Origin of the sequence: Sphaerospermopsis sp. FACHB-1194, assembly GCF_014696235.1 — a bacterium.
GTDB classification, from domain to species: Bacteria; Cyanobacteriota; Cyanobacteriia; order Cyanobacteriales; family Nostocaceae; genus Sphaerospermopsis; species Sphaerospermopsis kisseleviana.
This window is the reverse complement of sequence record NZ_JACJPU010000039.1, coordinates 32,695-53,441: the sequence shown is the minus strand read 5'-3', so window position 1 is coordinate 53,441 and position 20,747 is coordinate 32,695. Positions and strand designations below refer to the sequence as shown.

Annotated in this window: 23 protein-coding genes and 1 pseudogene; 8 read left to right on the top strand and 16 right to left on the bottom strand. The window is 35.7% G+C overall.

Annotated features, from left to right (window positions below):
- Positions 1-336: 336 nt before the first annotated feature.
- From H6F45_RS19660 to fdxB, 6 genes are all read right to left on the bottom strand, one after another.
- On the bottom strand, positions 337-792 hold the full coding sequence (locus H6F45_RS19660) for a DUF29 domain-containing protein (RefSeq protein ID WP_137667012.1): 456 nt from the start codon (positions 790-792) through the stop codon (positions 337-339).
- Between the two features lie 90 nt (positions 793-882).
- On the bottom strand, positions 883-1,452 hold the full coding sequence (locus H6F45_RS19655; RefSeq protein WP_137667011.1) for a Uma2 family endonuclease: 570 nt from the start codon (positions 1,450-1,452) through the stop codon (positions 883-885).
- 239 nt (positions 1,453-1,691) lie between these two features.
- A complete protein-coding gene (locus tag H6F45_RS19650; protein WP_137667010.1) occupies positions 1,692-2,288 on the bottom strand; it encodes a heme-copper oxidase subunit III in 597 nt (198 codons plus the stop codon).
- Between the two features lie 100 nt (positions 2,289-2,388).
- Complete coding sequence (gene ctaD, locus H6F45_RS19645) at positions 2,389-4,068, bottom strand: cytochrome c oxidase subunit I (protein ID WP_190348147.1); 1,680 nt, start codon at positions 4,066-4,068, stop codon at positions 2,389-2,391.
- Between the two features lie 161 nt (positions 4,069-4,229).
- Positions 4,230-5,210 carry a cytochrome c oxidase subunit II gene (locus H6F45_RS19640; RefSeq protein WP_190348146.1) on the bottom strand — a complete coding sequence of 327 codons (981 nt, stop codon included), beginning with the start codon at positions 5,208-5,210 and terminating at the stop codon, positions 4,230-4,232.
- 619 nt (positions 5,211-5,829) lie between these two features.
- On the bottom strand, positions 5,830-6,123 hold the full coding sequence (gene fdxB / locus H6F45_RS19635) for a ferredoxin III, nif-specific (RefSeq protein WP_096565798.1): 294 nt from the start codon (positions 6,121-6,123) through the stop codon (positions 5,830-5,832).
- A gap of 753 nt (positions 6,124-6,876) precedes the next feature.
- On the opposite strand from fdxB, the gene H6F45_RS19630 reads away from it, so the two are divergent.
- Positions 6,877-8,466: a helix-turn-helix domain-containing protein gene (locus H6F45_RS19630; protein WP_096565796.1), complete on the top strand. Its 1,590-nt coding sequence runs from the start codon at positions 6,877-6,879 to the stop codon at positions 8,464-8,466.
- A gap of 698 nt (positions 8,467-9,164) precedes the next feature.
- On the opposite strand, the gene H6F45_RS19625 is transcribed toward H6F45_RS19630, so the two are convergent.
- Together H6F45_RS19625 and H6F45_RS19620 are read right to left on the bottom strand one after the other, a co-directional pair.
- On the bottom strand, positions 9,165-9,527 hold the full coding sequence (locus H6F45_RS19625; protein WP_190348145.1) for a four-helix bundle copper-binding protein: 363 nt from the start codon (positions 9,525-9,527) through the stop codon (positions 9,165-9,167).
- 271 nt (positions 9,528-9,798) lie between these two features.
- Entirely contained in the window at positions 9,799-10,026 is a 228-nt protein-coding gene (locus H6F45_RS19620; protein ID WP_096565792.1) for a hypothetical protein, read from the bottom strand.
- Positions 10,027-10,973: 947 nt separating this feature from the next.
- Between H6F45_RS19620 and modD the strand changes: the two genes are divergently transcribed.
- Complete coding sequence (gene modD / locus H6F45_RS19615; protein WP_190348144.1) at positions 10,974-11,816, top strand: ModD protein; 843 nt, start codon at positions 10,974-10,976, stop codon at positions 11,814-11,816.
- 279 nt (positions 11,817-12,095) lie between these two features.
- On the opposite strand, the gene H6F45_RS19610 is transcribed toward modD, so the two are convergent.
- The 6 genes from H6F45_RS19610 to H6F45_RS19585 form a co-directional block, all read right to left on the bottom strand.
- Entirely contained in the window at positions 12,096-12,479 is a 384-nt protein-coding gene (locus tag H6F45_RS19610) for a type II toxin-antitoxin system VapC family toxin (protein ID WP_190348143.1), read from the bottom strand.
- Positions 12,476-12,673 carry a hypothetical protein gene (locus tag H6F45_RS19605; protein WP_096565784.1) on the bottom strand — a complete coding sequence of 66 codons (198 nt, stop codon included), beginning with the start codon at positions 12,671-12,673 and terminating at the stop codon, positions 12,476-12,478. Before H6F45_RS19605 ends, H6F45_RS19610 begins: the two co-directional genes overlap by 4 nt.
- A gap of 113 nt (positions 12,674-12,786) precedes the next feature.
- Complete coding sequence (locus H6F45_RS19600) at positions 12,787-13,179, bottom strand: type II toxin-antitoxin system VapC family toxin (RefSeq protein ID WP_096565782.1); 393 nt, start codon at positions 13,177-13,179, stop codon at positions 12,787-12,789.
- Positions 13,179-13,439, bottom strand: a complete 261-nt coding sequence (locus H6F45_RS19595) for a hypothetical protein (RefSeq protein ID WP_096565780.1) — start codon at positions 13,437-13,439, stop codon at positions 13,179-13,181. Before H6F45_RS19595 ends, H6F45_RS19600 begins: the two co-directional genes overlap by 1 nt.
- Before the next feature lie 466 nt (positions 13,440-13,905).
- Positions 13,906-14,352, bottom strand: coding sequence for a type II toxin-antitoxin system VapC family toxin (locus tag H6F45_RS19590; protein WP_190348142.1), 447 nt, complete (start codon positions 14,350-14,352; stop codon positions 13,906-13,908).
- The gene (locus tag H6F45_RS19585) at positions 14,349-14,594 is read right to left on the bottom strand and encodes a hypothetical protein (protein WP_190348141.1); all 246 of its coding nucleotides are present in this window, start codon (positions 14,592-14,594) and stop codon (positions 14,349-14,351) included. The genes H6F45_RS19590 and H6F45_RS19585 overlap by 4 nt, the downstream gene beginning before the upstream one ends.
- Positions 14,595-15,071: 477 nt before the next feature.
- On the opposite strand from H6F45_RS19585, the gene H6F45_RS19580 reads away from it, so the two are divergent.
- Both H6F45_RS19580 and H6F45_RS19575 read left to right on the top strand, forming a co-directional pair.
- Positions 15,072-15,428 carry a type II toxin-antitoxin system RelE/ParE family toxin gene (locus tag H6F45_RS19580; RefSeq protein WP_137667005.1) on the top strand — a complete coding sequence of 119 codons (357 nt, stop codon included), beginning with the start codon at positions 15,072-15,074 and terminating at the stop codon, positions 15,426-15,428.
- A complete protein-coding gene (locus H6F45_RS19575; protein ID WP_137667004.1) occupies positions 15,425-15,640 on the top strand; it encodes a helix-turn-helix domain-containing protein in 216 nt (71 codons plus the stop codon). The genes H6F45_RS19580 and H6F45_RS19575 overlap by 4 nt, the downstream gene beginning before the upstream one ends.
- A gap of 172 nt (positions 15,641-15,812) precedes the next feature.
- Here the strand turns inward: H6F45_RS19575 and H6F45_RS19570 are convergent, their stop codons facing one another.
- Together H6F45_RS19570 and H6F45_RS19565 are read right to left on the bottom strand one after the other, a co-directional pair.
- On the bottom strand, positions 15,813-16,340 hold the full coding sequence (locus tag H6F45_RS19570) for a hypothetical protein (RefSeq protein ID WP_190348140.1): 528 nt from the start codon (positions 16,338-16,340) through the stop codon (positions 15,813-15,815).
- Positions 16,330-16,539, bottom strand: coding sequence for a hypothetical protein (locus H6F45_RS19565; RefSeq protein ID WP_096565774.1), 210 nt, complete (start codon positions 16,537-16,539; stop codon positions 16,330-16,332). The genes H6F45_RS19570 and H6F45_RS19565 overlap by 11 nt, the downstream gene beginning before the upstream one ends.
- 652 nt (positions 16,540-17,191) lie before the next feature.
- On the opposite strand from H6F45_RS19565, the pseudogene H6F45_RS19560 reads away from it, so the two are divergent.
- From H6F45_RS19560 to H6F45_RS19545, 4 genes and pseudogenes are all read left to right on the top strand, one after another.
- Positions 17,192-18,025 (top strand): annotated as a pseudogene (locus H6F45_RS19560) (formylglycine-generating enzyme family protein); the annotation flags it as partial.
- Between the two features lie 363 nt (positions 18,026-18,388).
- Positions 18,389-19,978, top strand: coding sequence for an AAA family ATPase (locus H6F45_RS19555; protein WP_190348138.1), 1,590 nt, complete (start codon positions 18,389-18,391; stop codon positions 19,976-19,978).
- 62 nt (positions 19,979-20,040) lie between these two features.
- Positions 20,041-20,415: a DUF1257 domain-containing protein gene (locus H6F45_RS19550; protein ID WP_190348137.1), complete on the top strand. Its 375-nt coding sequence runs from the start codon at positions 20,041-20,043 to the stop codon at positions 20,413-20,415.
- Positions 20,416-20,664: a DUF2997 domain-containing protein gene (locus tag H6F45_RS19545; protein WP_242052682.1), complete on the top strand. Its 249-nt coding sequence runs from the start codon at positions 20,416-20,418 to the stop codon at positions 20,662-20,664. It abuts the gene before it with no gap.
- Positions 20,665-20,747 lie beyond the last annotated feature (83 nt).

The following is a 20,747-nucleotide window of genomic DNA, read 5'->3' as shown; positions in this document are numbered from 1 at the left end:
CCGGAAAAAGTGTGCATTTTTTGGGATTTCAAGAGATGGCAAAGAAATTTTCAAATCTCCTCCTGACTCCTGACTCCTGACTCCTGACTCCTATGCCCTCACGGAAAGACTTTCTCAGCAACCCCTAAATATAGGACTCCTATTGGAATTTTGAACAGATTCCGTACATCTGAAGAGTGGCAAAATCAAAGGTAGTGTGTCAAATAAACCACTCAAACATCCACTTTAAATGCGAGAATGTTGGTATCAATGCACAGAAACGCCGAACCCATGTTTTGGCTTATAATCCCAGAAGACACATTTTGGGTGTTGAAAATATTAGTAAAAACCTGCATCTTATTCTGGTAAAAAATCAGATTTGAGAACCAAGTCAGTATTAAAAGGACATTCCCCAGGAAACACAGATATAGATAAACCTGTTTCTGAAGCAGCTAAGTCTCTCGCTTTTTGATAACATTCATTGAATATTTCTAAATAGTAATTCCTTAAACTAGGACTATCTGCAAAATCATCCTCTAATCTGTTACGATGTTCTTTAATTGTTGTACGCCAGCTATTTGTCCTTTTTTCTGGTTGATATTGCCATTTGAGTAAGTGCATTAATAAAATTCTCAGGTTACTTTTAACTGATTTTTTATCATTATTCCCCATGCTTTCTATTTCAGCAATTAAATTTTCGATATCTAATTGATCAAATCTTTTTTGTTGTAATATTTTGATAGTTGATTCTACCCAAAGATGAAAATCTTGGTTGTAGAGAGATTCTGATAAATTTAGTAATGTAGTTTTCATAATCTTTCTCTCATATTTTGAACTCCAATATCCCCGACTTCTTTGATAACTTTATCATGAATTATAGGATTGATCTGAGAAGTCGGGGATCTAATCAAAAACAACACCGCGATAAATTTCTGCTATCGGTAATTCAACCCCAATTGACTCTAAAGAAATAGATTTTTCTAAATTATTAAAATCACTGAATAACCAACCTTGAGATTGTTTACTATATTTTTCTATAAAAACTTCATCTTGTGCAACTAATAAATATTCACAAAAAATGCTAATTGAACGATACATTCTAAACTTGTCTTTGTGGTCATAATCTGCGGTAGAGGGGGATAATACTTCTATAATTAAAGTAGGATTTAAAACTTCATCATTGCGATTTTCATTTAATTGTGGTTCACCATCAAAAACCATCACATCTGGATATAATCCGCGTTTATATTCAGGAATCCATAACCGTAAATCACTATTAATTGGCTCAAACTGACTATCACGGAGCAGAAATTTTAGAAATGCAAAAATATTACCACCGATACGGCTGTGGTTGAGTGATCCTCCTGGCATGGGTACAATTTCTCCATCATGATACTCATTGCGTGTTTCAGCTTTTTCTTCAATGGCGCGATATTCATCTAAACTATAACGACGCTCAACAGTGGTAATCATTATACTGTCACCGATTATCTTGAAGTCATTATGATTATAGCAGAATTACGGCTAATTGTCAGAATCAGGATGTCCAGGATTTAAGGATTTTCAGGATTTTAATTGTCAGAATCAGGATGTCCAGGATTTAAGGATTTACAGGATGTGATTGGATGATGTTTTCACAGTTGTGAAAGATGTATAATCAGGTAAAAGGTAAAGAGTTAATAATTACCCATTACCCATTACCCATTACCAACTTAAAAAGCATTCATCAGATAAACCAAAGTAAAAAGAATAATCCAAATTATATCAACAAAGTGCCAGTAAATTTCCGCCATTTCAATGCCAGTATGTTGCATTGAATTATAATGATTGGGACCGAAAGACCGCACAAAAACACCTAAAATTAATAACAGTCCCACAAATACATGAAGTCCGTGAAAACCTGTCATTAAATAAAAGCAGTTAGCGAAAACATTGGTAGTTAAACCATAACCTAAGTTCATGTATTCATAAACTTGCCCTACTAGAAATACTGCACCCATTAAAAAAGTAATGAAGTACCAAAACCGCATCCAACCAACGCTATTTTTTTTGATTGCTTTATCACCGAAATGAATGATAAAACTACTAGAAACGAGGATGATGGTGTTAACGGTGGGTACTAATAATTCTACTTCTGTTCCTTCTGGTGGCCAGACTGCGGTAGTACCTTTAAAAAATAAGTAGGTGGCAAAAAATCCACCAAACATTAATGATTCAGAAATTAAAAAAGTTAATAGTCCCCAAACTCTTAAATCTGGGTGTTGTTCGTGTTCACTGGTGTGATTTTCGCTGGTTGTAATTGCTGTCATGCTATTTTCCTAATAAATTCTGATTTGTCTCACGCAAAGACGCAAAGGCGCAAAGAATTAGTTTTAAAATACTCTGCTTACCTTCGCGTACCTCTAAGTTTTAAGCTACAGTCTCTGTTACTGATGATTTATCATGGTTATGGCCATAGTCATAAGGACCATGAGTGACTACGGGTAAAACTTCCCAGTTTTCAATTATTGGTGGGGAACTGGTGGTCCATTCTAAGCTCAATGCTTCCCAGGGGTTATCTCCTGCAAATTCTCCTTTTAGCCAGCTATTAATGATGTTGTAAGCGAAGGGAATGACGGAAATACCCAAAATGAATGCGCCGATGGTGCAAAGTTGGTTTAAGCTGGTAAATTGGGGGTCATACATGGCAACTCGGCGTGGCATTCCTTGTAATCCGAGTTCGTGCATGGGTAAAAATGTTAAGTTTGTGCCAATAAATGTGAGAGCAAAGTGAACTCTTCCCCAGGTTTCGTTGATCATTCTGCCGGTGATTTTGGGGAACCAATGATAGATTCCGGCGTAAATTCCAAAGACTGAACCACCAAATAAAACGTAGTGGAAATGTCCCACTACATAATAGGTATCGTGAACGTGAACGTCAAAGGGTGCTGTTCCCATTGTTACGCCGCTTAAACCACCCATGACGAACATTGATAATAAACCAATGGCGAATAACATGGCGCTGGTAAACCGAATTTTTCCACCCCATAAAGTTGCCACCCAACCGAATATTTTGACTCCTGTGGGAACGGCTACTATTAATGTGGAAATGGTGAAGAACATTCGCATCCATCCGGGTGTTCCACTGGTGAACATATGGTGTACCCAAACGAATAAACCAACGACGCAAATAGCAACGCTGGAATAGGCGATCGCTTTATATCCAAATATCGGTTTTCGTGCATGAACGGGAATTACTTCTGACATGATCCCAAAAATTGGCAGGATCATTAAATAAACTGCGGGGTGGGAATAAAACCAGAATAAATGTTGGTAAATAATGACGTTACCACCTGCATCTGGTTTGAAGAATGATGTGCCAAAGTTAATATCAAAGAGCAGTAAAATTAATCCTGCTGCTAAGACTGGTGTAGATAAAAGTGCCAGGATGGATGTTGCTAAAATTGCCCAACAAAATAAAGGAATTTGATCCCATTTCATGCTGGGAACTTTCATCATTAAAATGGTGATGACGAAGTTTATTGATCCTAAAATTGAGGATGTTCCTACTAAGACTATCGCTAATATCCACATTGTTTGCGCGGTGTTAGCGGTGATTAAACTTAGTGGTGGGTAAGCTGTCCATCCAGATTGAGAACCACCGAAAAAGAAGCTACCTAATAATAGTAATCCTGCGGGGGGGTTTAACCAAAAAGCAATGGCATTTAATTTAGGAAATGCCATATCTCTAGCACCTACCATTAAGGGTACTAAATAATTACCAAAACCACCGATCGCGCTAGGAACAATCCAGAGAAAGATCATGATTGTTCCGTGATTTGTCATGAAGGCATTATACAGATTTGGATCAAGTAAGTCGGAGTCTGGTGTGGCTAACTCGGTGCGGATAGCCACGGCCATCAAACCACCAATTAAATAAAATATAAATGCTGTCACCAAATATTGAATACCAATCACTTTGTGATCAATATTAAAGGTGAAATAATCATACCATTTCCAAGCTTGGAGATGTTGAGTATGGGCAACCAGTAAAGTCTTTTGTTGACTATTATCTGGTGGTATGTTGGGTGAAAATTCTGTTTGGGTCATGCGATTTTGGATTTTAGATTTTAGATTTTGGTTTTTCAGGAGTCAGGAGTCAGGAGTCAGGAGTCAGGAGTCAGGAGTCAGGATAATTAAGAATAAATCATCAGATCATTTCTTTCCTATTACCTATTACCTATTACCTATTACCTATTACCTATTACCTATTACCTATTCCCTTCTTCTACTAATGACTGCATATTCTCTGCATTTATTCCCATTTCCTGAACATAAGGTTCAAGAAATTCAGAAGGTGATAAATTATCAGGATTGACTGCTATAATTTGCTGTGGTTCTTGTTTTTGTGCCAACTGATTTTCGGTTAACCAGTTATTAAAATCTTCCGGACTGTGAACTACAACTTGTGTCCGCATTGAACCATGATAACCACCACATAATTCTGCACAAACTACGGGATAAACACCTGGTTTTGTAGCTACAAATCTTAGTTCTGTGGGTACACCAGGAATTGCATCTTGTTTTAACCGAAATTGGGGAACCCAGAAGGAATGAATAACATCATCTGCGGATAAATTTAACTGCACATCTGCACCGACGGGAACATGAAGTTCTCCTGCAACAATACCGGTTTCAGGATAGTTAAATAACCACGCAAATTGTATTCCTTTAACATCAACTACCAAGTCTGCTGGGTTATTTTTAGTTTGGGGACTTGCACCGATGCCAATATTAGGAGCAGCTAAAGATTGAGATTGAGAATTATCATTCATACTAGCTGCCATTGCCGTACCAGAAACATGAGCAACATGATGAGGATGAGTACCCGGTTCTAAACCTCCCATTTGGTTATAAACATCTACGCTGTAGATACCTAAACCAATGACAATGACACTGGGAATAGCTGTCCAAAATATTTCTAATGCCAAGTTGCCTTCTATCGGTACACCATCACTATTGTCTCCAGTACGACGACGGTAGACAAATAGGAAAATTAAGATTGTGCCTTCCACTATTAAAAATAGTGCGATCGCAATGGTAAACATGACATTAAAAAAGCCGTCCACCAAAGGCGCTTGTTGTGATGCTTGTTCTGGTAATAAATGATGATGTTGACCTATCCAAATACTAATAGGGGCAATGAACATCCCCGCTAATAGTGTCCACAATGACACAGGAACTTTTTGCATACTACCTGCTCTTTATCAATTAACAATTATCAGTGGAAGTTGGGTGTCGGGTATGGGTCCTAGAAGAAGAAAAATTCATTCTTGAACATGAGATACCATTCTCTTCTTACTGTCACCTGTCACCTGTCACCTGTCACCTTTTTTCCTGACTCCTGACTCCTCAATTTTTACTTATTACCGTTCTAACTTGTAAGTCATCAAAATTGGGTAAACTTCCAGATTTTTTTCACATCTTTCTCACAAATATTACAAAAATATTACAAATTATATTTTGTCTCCTGTTTACCTTGACTCAAAAACCCAATTTATATACAATTAGCCTTTTTTATGATTAATTATGGCAACAGAATTAATCAGTCATGGGATTTTAGATTTTGGTGAACTTCTCATTAAAATCACCATAATTTTATCATTAAGGTAATGAACCCTAACAAGTTTAAATCTATGTTTTTGTTAATCCTAAAATTTTTAATATTTTTTTAACTAATTAGGTAAAGTTAGGTAAGGATTGAGTATTCCCCTCTAAATGAACTTTCATCAATCAGTGATGCTGATGTCAGGAGTTAAACAATTTCTTTTCTCCTTGTAACTTACTGACTGTAGTTGATGCCCATAGGTATTACTGGTCTAATGTTGTATGGGAATAACAATTTTTGGGACAAATACGAGAACAAGCTTCACAACCAATACAGTTTTCTGGGTGAGCAACTACCATCACCTTGCGTTCAATTTCTTCATCATCTTCATCTTCTACAAATTCACCTTCTTCATTCAATGCCATCAACCCTAAAACTGTGTAACCACATACTTTAATACATCTGCCACAACCAATACATTTATCCTTGTCAATTTCTGTAACAAATTTAGGTGTCCAAGACTTACCGCCAAATGTCAATCCTGTTAATGTTGCCATGAATCTAACCTCAGCAATTTCGCTTACAATTTTCTTGGTGATTTACTCTTAATAGTAGCCTAATATTTTGGCATTTTGCTGATAAAAGTTAACTTTTTTATCAAGTTTTGCTGACTTGAAAAATCATGTCAATTTATCTCGAATAATTTTCTAGGCTAGATGCAATTTTTTATTAAAAAAGTCTCTACTCGATCCTTAGTATTCAAAGAGAAAATCCAGTTATTTTTCAGATAAAGATAATTTATATCCTGATATTTTTATTGATAGGTTTTCGCAAAAATCAACAAGTAGAAAATAGTCCATAAGGTTAAAGTAATAATTTTGACAGTATTTGCAGATACTAAATAATCAACAATCAGAAGTAAACAGTTAGTGAACAGTAATTTAAACATTAACTAATTAAAAACAATTTCCAATTTTTATGATGTTATTTAAAAACAGTTTTTGTCAAGATTTCCTGTGAAAGCAGAACACAAATATTAAAAAAATTCTCCAAGCTCATTATGAACAAACTTAGCGAAATCTTTATGAAATGTATAGTTAATGAAGAAGCAATGAAGCCTTACTTTCAAAGTCCCAAAGAGGTGACAGGTAAAAATCAACAGTGAACAGTCAATACTCAAAGACAATAACTGTTAACTGAATAACTGATCTTGTCATGGAGATAATTTGGTAGCAAGTTATGAATCAAGACGAGACATCGAGGGTAGACTTGAGCCAAACATCTCAGCAATTAGACTAGGAAGCAGCCTTATGCCTTATACAATTCCTAACAAAAATTGCGATGGATGTGATAACTGCCGCCCCCAATGTCCTACGGGTGCAATCAAAATCGAAAATAACGAATATTGGATTGATCCTTGTCTTTGTAACAATTGTGAGGGTTATTATCCAGAACCGCAATGTGTAATTGCTTGTCCTACAAATTCCCCCATACCCTGGCAAGCAAAAAAAGGCAGATGCAAAGTTGAAGCGCGAGAACCTACCAGTCCTAATTTGTTTTCTAATGGCAAGAATCATCCCTTTGCTTCGGCAATAGTTATTTGGGAAGCTTGCAACTTATTAGCACAACGTAAATCATTACAATGGGAAACAGATGCAGCAGGTAATTTACACTATAGCCGACAAGTTAATCAAGGTCGGGGTGCAATTTCTTTTCAGCTTCAGGACTCATTTCAAGTTAGTAACCGGGCTAAAAATTTACCAACAATTGAAAATCTTGATCTTCGAGCTGCTTGTATTCATCTGATTTTTGCTGCCTATGCTACAACTTTAGATCAACCCTGGGAACAAGAGTTTTCAATTGATGAGCGACAATTTGAAGCATACTTGGGATTAGAAAAACGTAAAGACCTCAACAAAACCGCCAAGTTATGTTTAATTAAAAACATCGTTCAACAAGCTTGCTCTCTGGTTGTTTCTATTGACTGGCAAGCAAGAGGTAAAGTTCCCGGTTTTTCTGTTAAAGAAAGTCCTTTGTGGCATTTAACAGATATTCATCATCATTTTCAGGAAGATGCACAGGGATGTAAATATTTAGTTGGGTTGACATTTAAAGTTAAAGCCGGTCTTTGGGCGCAGCATTTTTTAAATAAACAAGGCTGTAAAGAACGGACTGGTTTCTATCAATATGGTAGTCTGCCGAAAACGCTGTTAACTACTGTTATGAGTCTGTGGCAGCAACATGAAGGCGCAGTCAGATTGATGTTATGGTTACTTTTTAAAACCAAGATGGGTAGAGAACAACGGATTACTGTTCCTACTTTACTGCGTGTTGCTTATGGTGAGGAAAAAATTAACTTAGCTTCTAGATTACGAGATGAACGGAAGCGGTTATTACGAACTTTTGAAAATGATTTGGAAGTTCTCAATCATTCTGGAGTTAAGCCAATTTTTGATCCTGTTACCTACCCCATAGAAATCCAACCGTTATGGGCAAAATTAGTTGATATTCCCGAAGATCCCGATGAGGCTTTAGAGTTTTGGATCAATGACGGTGGTGGTGATCATCGACTTACAGATAGCGGTCCCCGTGGTAAGTGGAATATGTTGATGAATGCCCGGATTTTATCTTTTGAATTACCACCAGAATGGGAAAATATCAGTGCAGATGCTGAGAAAAAAAAGCGGCGTAATGTGAGAAGTAAAAAAACCGTCAAAACTACGGATAATTTATTAGCTGAACAAGTATCTCAAGCCCGCAAAAGTATCAATATCTCCCAAAGAGAATTAGCAAAGTTAACAGGTAAAAGTCAAAGTTGGATTCGTGATGTGGAAAATGGTCGTCTGAAACCTAAACCTGAAGATCAAGCTTTATTAAGGAGGGTGCTGAATATTCTTTAACAGGACTTGTGCAAAACAGAACGAAAGTAGGGGTAATTTAAAGTAGGGGTAATTCATGAATTACCCCTACGTAAGAATTAGGTTTTTAGTTCAATCTTGCATAAGTCCTATTTAAGTAACTAATACCCAGATCCTCGACTTCTTAGAGAAGTCGGGGATCTATCGGTAGGTAAACTGCGATCGCTATTGAGTGTTTTCTAATAATTAAATCTTATCAAAATCTAGAAACAGTTTTAAAATATATAAGTTTCCAAATTCTCCCTTTATGTTTTCTTAAGATTTAATTGAGAATTATTTTTATTTATTAACGAGCTTGCAATACTTTCAGCCATCTGCTATGATTTAAGAGAATTTGTAAATTGTCCTATTGTGCCTATTTTTAAGATGTATCTTTTAGCACAAGTTCACAAGCCTTGACTGATAAACGCTTCAGGGATAGCCAAAAAAGAAATAACCCAAAAAATCAAAAATTTATCAAAAAATCCTGACACGAGATTTACCAAAATTCTCTGCTGTTGTTTGCGGGTGAGAAATAGGGGCATTGACAAATCAGACAATTTATGGTAGTGATATTAAACGTTGAATGAAACAATTATCAATTGTCAATTTTCAATTGATCAGCGCCCAAACCACCACAGCCTGAGCGCCTCAATAGGTTGCAGATAAATTGATAATAGTTAATCTGCTAGTTATTCAAATTAAGCACGCGCCATTTGCATTGATCGGCAAGTTTCCGCACATCTACGACAAGCTGCGGCGCAATCTCTCATTTTGCTGTCATCACCGATGGTTTCACAAGCAGCAGCACAGCGATCGCACATTTCCGCACACAGCATACAAGTGCGTTCCATAAATTCAGAACCACTCATCATCATATTTGTACACATCATGCACATTTCAGAGCAGTCACGCATTATGCTCATCATGCCCATATCCATGTACCTACCACCTTTGCTCATGCAGTAAGTCATGGTTTCCAAGCATATTTTATGACATTCCATGCAAGCATTCATGCAAGTTTGCATTTCCGTAGTCATGGATTCAGTCATCATCATCATCATAGCAAATACTCCTGATTTTTTGATGCGTATTTATAGTCATGAATTAGACTAATAACCACATTAACTACCGATGTTTCCAGGGTAAATAATAGGGGAAGCCCTGAATTGATCAGCCGATAATTCCGACAATGAATACTAACAACAAAATCAGAATCTTTCTTGCTACTTTGGCAGTAATTTCTATTGGAAAAGAAAACCGTTGAATATTCAAATCCCCGACTTCTTGAAGAAGACAGGGATCTATGGGCATTTGATTAAGCGTTATATACTACTATTGGGGTAGAGTGCGACTGGCATAAGCATCCATCGCATAGGCAGGAGTGCGATCGCTGTAATCAATTTCCATCCCAGTAATAGACTTAGCCAACTGTGCAAAAGACTCAGAACGCCAGTTCCGTTCATGGATAGGCTTGCTTTGTTCACCCATGAAGTAAGCCAAAGAACCAATCACAGAAGCAGCAACCCAACCTACAACTAATAATGCAATTAAGATAGTCATCTTTAACCTCGTGTTTTTATTGTGTCTTAACTTTTGTGTCTTAACTTTTATTGCTTTATGTAAATAAATGTAACAGATTGTTTTCAAAATTGTCAAATGTTCCCCAGTTGTGCTAACCGATGTTTGTGGTAGAGTATTCCACACTCTCAGACTAAATAAATTACTGTACTACTATATAGTAGTTTGGTGTATAAATAAGATCAATTGCTGGTTAGAGAGGAACATTACCCATTAAACCTCTCTGAAAATCAATGTAGGGACAATTCATGAATTGTCCCTACGAATGGGTTTCCGGTTATGCACATTTCATTACCAGAGATGTCTATTACCAGCCTCAACAAAATCACCAGTAGCTGAGTAATTGTCTCTGCGTTCATGGGGAGAGCAAGTCCTAAGTTGACAATTTCATAGACAAAACTATACTTATATTGACAAAAATCAATATATTTTTAGGAAAAAATCAACTACTTGATATATAATACGGTGATATCAAGTATTGAATTGAGACTATTGCCGACGCGAAAACCAAGCAATGATGGTGGTAGTCTTTTTCAGAAACTTAATTGGAACACGATCGCGTCTGGCTAAGGCGTGAAAGTCTACTGAGGGATAACTGCTCCCATGCTCCCGTTGAAGTAGAAAGTAAAGTCTAGTTTTGTCTAGGTTTTATATAGCAGTAATAAAGATGTAATTGCGATCGCAATTCAACTAGGGGCAACAGTATATGATAGTGATTGGTGATTGGTGACTGGTGATTGGGTTATTTACCTCCCCATCTCCCTCCTGTTCCCCCCTCAAACAGATATGTTCCCTATTCCAACGGACAAAATAAATGATATCAAGTCCAGTTAATTACTGATAATCAACTTTCTCCTCTTCACTCTTGCCTCTTGCCTTTTGACTACCCTCACAGATAATATAACTATTCCAACGGATCTGATATGAGAATGTTCTTTTCTGATGAAGAAATAGCACAATTAATTGCAGAAGATGTCCCATTTCTCGATTTAACTACCTATGGATTAAATATAGGTAAAGAATTAGGAGAAATTGAATTTTCTACCCGTCACACCATGACTATTTGTGCAACAGAAGAAGCAGCAAGAGTATTTGAAAAATGCGGTGCAAAAGTTGAATATTTACTAGAAAGTGGAACTTGTTTAACATCACAGCAATTAATTCTCAAAGCTAGTGGTTGTGCGGAAGCTTTACATATTGGTTGGAGAGTAGCGTTAAATTTAATGGAATACGCTTCTGGTATTGCTACCCGTGCAAAAGAATTGGTTGATGCTGCTAAAAATGTAAATTCTGATGTGGCAGTTGTCACCACTCGCAAATGCTTTCCTGGTACGAGAATTATTTCCATGAAAGCAATTTTAGCTGGTGGTGCTACTCCCCATCGTTTAGGACTTTCAGAAACAGTTTTGATTTTTAAACAACACCTACTATTTATAGATAGTATTGCAGAAATAAGTGAACGTATCAACCAAATGAGAAAACGATTTCCAGAACAAAAAATTGCTATTGAAGTGGAAACAGAAACCGATGCTTGGATGGTGGCTGAAGCAGGAGTTGATTTAATTCAATTTGATAAAATTCCTACTGTAGAACTAGGTAGTTTGGTTACAGAATTAAAGCAGAAATATCCAGGTTTAAAATTAGCAGCAGCAGGTGGAATTAATTTAGAAAATGTCAGGAATTATGCCAGCACAGGGGTAGATATTTTGGTGACAAGTTACCCGTATTTTGGTAAACCTGCTGATATTGGTGCGAAGATGAAACGGAGGTAATCCTAATGCTAATACTTCTGCTTCTCCTTGTCCCAAATCTATAACAACCAGGATTATGGGATTAACAAATGACTATTAACTTCATATTTTGTCTGAATCAGGACTCCCATCGGGAAGTCAAAAGTCAAAAGTCAAAAGTCAAAATTTTACATTTGTCTGAATCAGGTGGTTATCGAGTTTCGACTACGCTCAACTACCGCGACTTGTACTGAGCGGTTAGTGAGCGTAGTCGAACTATGTCGAAGTAAGTCGAGATAATAACCAGGATTATAGGATTAATCAATTAGCAAAAGGATTTACTATTTTTAATTCTGTACTTGCCTGAAAATCACTAATATTTCTTGTTACTAAAATAGCGTTTTGATTTATTGCTGTAGCAGCGATAATTGCATCAGGAAGTTTAATTTTGTAATTTCGCTTTAATTGGATGGTTTTATTTTCAATCTCTTGTGATAATGGAACTGTGTTAAACTGAGATAGTAAATTTTCAATAGACTGTTCCTCCTCTTTTGATAAGCCAGTAAAACTCAGTAATTCAATGCGGATAATCGGTGAAAGTAGAATTTCGTGTACATTAACAAATTCTTCTGCAAACCATGAATCAGCTATTATATCATCAGCTAAATAGTAGATAAAAATATTTGTATCATAAAGATATCTCATTTATCCCACTCCTGACGCAGATGATCTAAATGAGCTAACATAGCTGATTTTTTATGTTTTAAAATACCTTTAGCTTTACTAATTTTTTCATAGTCTTTTTGCCAATATGATAACATTGATTCTGGTACATCTACTGTAATTGAATCTTCATCTTGAGATACAAGATAATGTTTTGGTATTTTGATTAATGGCATAGTTTTATGCTCCTGTTTCTCTTAATTCAAATTGTAACATATTGTTTGAATCAGGATAACCAGGATTAAAGGATTAACAGGATGATTATTTTCTACATCAAATATAGCATCAATTAATAATTAACTTGCTCAATATCGGTGTGAATGAAATCATTACCTTTAAATAATAAAGGTTGATTGTTAGATTTTGCTAAAGCATAAGAAAAGCAATCTCCCATATTCAGTTTTGCGGGATGACGGCCTTTACCAAATTTCAAAAATGCTGCACTTGCTAATTGTGCCTGTTCTACAGTAAAAGGTACAATAGTTATAGACAATGCTGCAATTAATAAGTTAAGATTTTCTACACCTTGCTGACCATGTTTAGTACCTAAAACAATGGATGCTTCTACATAACCTGGAGAAGAAAGTAAACATTCTGCACTTTTGTTAATAAGTTCAATAAATATCAATTCTTCAGGTTCAGCATAAATAATTGCCATGATAGCAGAAGTATCAATAACCATTATTCTGGGATTCCAAACTCGTTATAACCGATGATTTCATCAGGAGTTCTGCTATCAAGAACTGGTAAATTTCTAATCTGATGACAAATACTCCGAACAAGATTAATATCAATTTTATTCTCTTTGTGATTGGGTAAGGAAATAGGATGAACTTGATATAAAAGTTTTCCTGTTATTTCCATCCCGGCAAAATTTGGGGGAAGTTTCAGATATAAACAACCATTTTCATCTACACGAGCATCAAAATTAATTTGTTGCATTGTCTTTTCTGATCAATTTAATTACGGAATTTTTGCTTTTACCTCTATTCCGATTGTAACATATTGTCTGAATCAGAATAACCAGAATTTAAGGATTAACAGGATGATTCTTTGATGGTTAATGAGTATTAACTTAATATTTTGTCTGAATCAGGATAACCAGGATTAGAGGATTAACAGGATGATTATTTGATAATTACTAGACGTGAATGATGTATTGATTATTACAGTAATTTCATAAAAATTAACCTTTTGTCTGAATCAGGATAAGCAGGATTATAGGATTAACAGGATGATTATTTGATGGTTAATCACTGTTGTTTATGTATTGATTCTTACATCACACTTAATAAATATTTACCTTTCCCTATCACAATCATCAAAACCTAACCAATAATTAAACAATCACATCCTGTACATCCTCAAATCCTGGACATCCTGATTCTGACAATAATATGCTATATTCTTAGCTATTAATATTTTGAGGATGAATAATTGTAATTTCAGGAACATCTATAAAATCTTTGGGATTTAAAGTTAAAACATGGCTGATATTATGAGCAATCATCACTGCTAATATGTGTATATCGTGAGTTCGTTTACCAGAAATATTATATGTTGTTACTAAGTTCAACCAAATAGAAAATACATCTGGTGTTTCTGCTAGTAAATCAAATTGACTTATTAACATTTGTACTGCTTGAGTTGTTTGTTCTACAGTCCATCCTAAGCCATTAACATTGACAGGACGAGTAGCAACAACCCAAAATTCAATGATTACTTGAGAGGTAATAAAACATTGACCACCTCGTAATAAAATTTCAGAAATAGTATTCCGTATCAGATTGTATTCCTGAGATTGAGAATTTGCAAATCTAAGAATAATATTCGTATCAAGTAAATAGCTTTTCATATCCCTCTATCATCATAAATATTTTCTCGACGCAATGCTTCATCTGATAGGGTAATACTACTTTGAGGAAATTGAGATAACCATTCTTGAAATTTTGCGGCTTTTTCTGCTGATGTTAAATTTTGTTGTTCTGCTGATGGAATTATATTTCTATGAGAAAGTTTAGATAAAAAAAGTTCTTGATCTTCGGGAGTTAATTTGGAAACAATTTCTACAAGCGAGTCAACAAGTTGTACATTCATAATTGTTTATTTCATTTACTAGGTTATAGGCAATATTGTACTGTATTTTAATTATAATCTGTCAACTGTCAGAATCAGGATACCCAGGATTATAGGATTAACAGGATGATTATTTGATGGTTAATCACTGTTGTTTATGTATTGATTCTTACATCACACTTAATAAATATTTACCTTTCCCTATAACAATCATCAACACCTAACCAATAATTAAACAATCACATCCTGTACATCCTCAAATCCTGGACATCCTGATTCAGACAACCACAACTTTCATCACACAACAAATAATCATCCAATCACATCCTGTACATCCTTAAATCCTGGACATCCTGATTCTGACAATATTGAATTTATCTAAACAACTAGCAAAATTACCCAAATATGGTATATTTAATAGAGGACATATCAAACAAAAAATTGATTCAGATTAATGTACTACTGATGGAGATAAAATAGAATAAGTTAATTATATTTATGGAATGGAATATAATATTCGATCCAGATTTTAGAAGTTGGTTTTATCAACAAGAACAGGGATTTCAAAATGAAGCATTTGCTGTATTAGGTATTTTAGCAGAATTTGGACCCAGTTTAGGAAGACCAAGAGTTGATACTTTACAAGGTTCTGATTTCAGCAATATGAAAGAACTGCGTATTCAATATCAAGGAGAACCTTGGCGGATTTTATTTGCATTTGATCCTAAAAGACAAGCGATTTTATTAGTTGGAGGTAACAAAGCTGGTAATAAAAAATGGTATAAAGAAAATATTCCCATAGCAGATGAACGGTATAGAGAATATTTGCAGACACTCAAGGAAGAAAAATCATGAAAAAATATACAACTTTATCTGAAGAATTAAATCAACTTTCTCAAGAAAGAAAAGAAATTATTGCTACAAGAACTTCTGAAATAAGGTTAGAAGAAATTACACTTCAACAATTAGGTAAAAAATTGGGTTTATCACAATCAGAATTAGCTGCTAGTTTGGAGTTATCGCAAAGCGAAATATCTCATTTAGAAAGTGGACAAAGTTTAGAATAATATTAGGATGATACAATTTAGCTGTGTAACAGCTTATCATAATCCCCCTCATCGCTTGCGGGAAGGGGGTTGGGGTTATTGGTGACAAGTTAAGGCTGAAAGTATATAAATGTCGGAAGCTGCTCATGATCTAATTGAAGGTGTAGAATTAGATAGATCAGTAAAGTCAAAATTAATCACATTCATGAATTGATTTACATTCCCAAAATTGTCCAGGTCCTACTATCAAAATTTGCTCATTTGGCATTAATAATTCCCAGTAAGCAAGACCAGAATCATCTTCTAAATCTGGTTCTAAAATAAATTTATAATTACAATTATCCTCACCCTCAAATGATAAAGTGAGTGTAAAATCATGATTGCCACCAAGGGCAAAATTAGTCAGCTTTGTATTTTCTAACTGCTGTAACAATCTTTCAACAAATTCATTATTTGGGTGTATATCTAAAATAAATGAATGAATTCCAGACAGAAGATTTCCGAACGTTAAACTCCAAGGTGTTGCCCTAGTGAAAAGTTGCCAGCTTCCTTTGTTTAAGTGTTTTAACTTAGGATGATTATAAGGTTGCATTTCACCAAAGTCTAATATTAATTCATCACCATAACTAAATCCAATTTGATGGCAAGTTTCGCCGATAATTGGTTGAATAATTTGATTCAGATTTTGTATAGAATTAGCAAGAGATGTTTTAGGAGTCATAATCAATATCCTCTAAAAATTCTTTAGCTTTTTGTCTAAGTTCCTGATATGTAAAATCACCTCTATCATTTAAAGTTCCACCATAACCATTTCTTTTTTCTATCTCGATAAATTTACCAAATGCTTTTCTTAATTTCTCTGACATACTAAATTCTCTAGCAATGGCATCAATTTGTTTAATGTCATATTTTTTACCCATAAATATATAGACATCCTGATATAATATTTTAACATTAGGAGCTTCATCATGGGTTTCCGTGTAGTCGTATCTTCCAGGACTCAGTAGCTATTGGCGCTTTTACCCTCTTACTCTTGGAACTTCTTAAACTCTTTATATTAGGCTATATTTTCAATTTCGTCAAGTTTCTATTTGTCTCAATGTCGCTCAGTACAAGTCGCGGTAGTTGAGCGTAGTCGAAACTCGATAACCACCTGATTCAGACAATATTAAAATTATGTAAACAAATAACAAAGTTACTCAAATATGCTATTTTAGATACAGTATACATGAAACCAACTATTAACCAATCATGAATAATCCACAACAACCGCGAGAATACGATGCTGTGCTTGGTGGTAATAGTCCATCACTAGAAAGTGCGGCGGTTTTAGGTGGTATTGATGGGGTAAAGTTACGGTTGAAAAATCCAGATGCCAAGGTGAGAATTGCTGCACTTGAGCAAGCATTGAATTATGGAGAACAGGGTTTAGATTTAGTAATTGCAGGTTTAAAGGATGAATCTTGGGATATTCAAAATGCGGCTTATTTAATATTAAAGAAAAGAACAGAACTAAGAATTAAACAAATATTACAAAAACCTAATCAAGAAGGTTTAAAACTAGAACAAATTGAAGTAGTCACAGTCAATGAATGTGGGGAAATCATTCAACGACAGCCGCGTATAGCCAGATATTTCATAGAAGATTTGGGTAATGGTGTAAAATTGGAAATGGCTGCAATTCCAGGTGGTACTTTTATGATGGGTTCACCAGAAAATTATCATAATAATGAAGAAAGTCCCCAACATCAGGTTTCTGTTCCTAGTTTCTTCATGGGAAAATATCCAGTAACACAGGCACAATATCAAGCTATTATGGGAACTAACCCTTCTTTTTTCAATGGTAGTAATCGTCCTGTTGAAAGAGTTAGTTGGAATGATGCAATAGCTTTCTGTGAAAAGTTCAGTCAAAGGACAGGAAAAAACTATAGATTACCTAGTGAAGCTGAATGGGAATATGCTTGTCGAGCGAGGACAACAACACCATTCCACTTTGGAGAGACGATTACAACGGATTTAGCTAACTATGATGGTAAATTAGATTTTAAAGGAATTTACCGACAAGCAACAACAGAAGTAGGCAGCTTTGGAGTAGCGAATAATTTTGGCTTATACGATATGCACGGCAATGTCTCGGAGTTGTGTCAAGACATTTGGCATAATAGCTATAAAGGTGCGCTGACAGATGGAAGCGCATGGCTAGACACTAAAGAAAATACCGATAAGGTGCTGCGCGGTGGTTCGTGGAGCAACCGTTCTGTGAATTATAGGCTGCTGCGCGGTGGTTCGTGGGGCAACCGTTCTGTGAATTGCTGTTCTGCTTCTCGCGACTACAGCCCCTCCCTCTCTAGCAGGTACGGCACTGTTGGTTTTAGGGTTGTGTGTAGTGGTGTGGCGAGGACTTAGTAGCACTATGCGCTTTTGCCTTCTTGCTCTTTTTTTGTCTTACCTATCTCGCGCAGTGAAAATTTTTTTGTCTGAATCAGGATATCCAGGATTAAAGGATTGACAGGATTGTAATTTGATGGTTGATAGATGAGATTCATATATTTATTCTTCCATCTCACTTCATAAATATTCACTTTTCTCTATACTAATCATCAACAACTAACCAATAATTAAACAATCACATCCTGTACATCCTCAAATCCTGGTTATCCTGATATGGCTAACGCCACGCTACGCTATCAGACATTTATCTTATTCTTTGCATCTTTGCGCGAAATAAAAACCCAATCAACTAACAACTAATCCCCCTATTTATACATAATGAATAACCCCCATCAACAACTACTCCAACAAATAGACCTCATGCTTCGCGCCCGCTATCCCCTACTATATATAGTCGGAGTCGAAGAAGAACCAATAGAACAAGTCCTCCAACAACTCACCCAAATATCCCAGACACCACGACAACTATTATTATGGGATATCGTCACCGGTTGGGATGACAACGGAACTGATAAAGGTTCAGTCATGGGTGCATTATCAAGAATTACCAAAACCCCAGAAAATACAACCACAATTTTTGTATTGCGAGACATACATTTTATCCTCAAAAACCCCGACACTGAAAAAAATGCTCCCGTAATTCGTGCTATCAAAAACCTCACCCGTCAACTCAAACGCACACGCCAAACCCTCATCCTCACCAGTCATACTTTAACCATTCCCCCAGAACTACAAGAAGAAATTACAGTAATTGATTTTCCCTTACCCAACATCCAAGAAATAGATTATTTAATTCATCAATTAATAGTCCCCGAAAAACTTAACTTAAATGGACTAGGAAAAGAACAATTAATCAAAGCCTGTCAAGGATTAAGTCGCGCCAGAATTAGAAGAGTTTTAGCCGCCGCTTTAGCAGCCAAAGGACAAGTCAACGAAACAGATATTGATCGAGTTTTAGAAGAGAAAAAACAAGCAGTTCGCCAAACCGGAATCTTAGAATTTTACACCGCCAATGAATCATTAAAAAACGTCGGTGGTTTGGAAAATCTTAAACAGTGGGTGCGAATGCGTCAAGATGCTTTTACCGAAGAAGCACGACGTTATGGCATACCCAACCCGAAAGGCGTTTTATTAGTAGGAATACAAGGAACAGGAAAATCATTATCAGCCAAAACTATCGCCCATGAATGGCGTTTACCACTGTTACGTTTAGACGTGGGTAGATTATTTGGGGGCATAGTCGGAGAAAGTGAAAATCGCATTCGCCAAATGATACAATTAGCAGAAGCAATATCACCCTGTGTATTGTGGATGGATGAAATAGATAAAGCATTTGGTAATATTAATAGCGGGGTTGATGGTGATTCAGGAACATCGCGCCGAGTATTTGGAACATTAATAACTTGGATGCAAGAAAAAACCAGTCCGGTGTTTATGGTGGCTACTGCTAATAATGTGCAAATATTACCAGCAGAGTTATTAAGAAAAGGGCGATTTGATGAAATATTCTTTTTAAATTTACCTACAGAAAATGAACGCCATGATATTTTTAAAGTCCACATTCAAAAAGTTCGCCCTTCCCGACTGCGAGAATTTGATTTACAGAAACTTGCCAGAAATACCGAAAACTTTAGCGGTGCAGAAATTCAACAAGTAATTATTGATGGTATGCACCGCGCTTTTGGTAGTTTGGTTGCTGGAAATAGGCGAGATTTTAACACAGAAGATATTTTAGATGCCATATCGGAAACTGTACCTTTGGCGGCTATTGCTAAGGAACAAATTACCAGTTTAAAACGTTGGGCGGCGGAAGCTGGCGCAAGAACGGCTTCTATTGATACACTGTTAATGGAAGAGTTAAAGGTTTATTCTCAGCAGCAAGGTTTGGGTCCGTTGGAGGTGGATTAAATAATTGATAATTGATAATTGACAATTGATAATTCATAAATGAAAAAAGGAGTTGATTTTTTATGTCTCATTTTACAACTATCAAAGTACAAATTAAAAATGGTGATGTTCTCTATCAAATATTGCAAGAGTTAGGTTATCAAGTTGAGTTAAATTCTCAGGTTCGTGGTTATATGGGTAATAAAACCAATGCTGAATATGTGATTAAACAAGCTAATGGTTATGATTTAGGTTTTCGTCAACAGGGAGGAATTTATGAATTAGTTGCAGATTTTTGGGGTGCGGAAATTAATCAACAAGATTTTATTAATAAAATTAGTCAAACATACGCCCATAAAACTTTGATGGAAACCATACAAACTGAGGGTTTTAATGTAGAGGAAGAGGAAGTTTTAGCAGATGGTACGGTGCGGGTTGTTATTGGTAAATGGGTTTAGATGTTGTTTGTTTATTATCAACCAGGAAAAATCATCATGGCAGAATATCAAAAGATTGAATATCGCATTGGTAAAGATGGTAAAATTGTGGAACGGGTTTTAAATGCCACAGGTTCTAGTTGTGTGGAAACTACAAAAAGTTTAGAAAAATCTTTAGGTGAAATAGAATCTCAGGAATTATTACCTGAATATTACGAAGGAGAAGAGAATATTAATATCGCTGAAAATCAAACTTTACAACAACAATAATTAATCATTCCTCGTTCCTTGTCTCTGACAAGGAATGCAAAAAGAGGCTCTGCCTCGTTATAAAATAGAGGTAGAACCTCTAA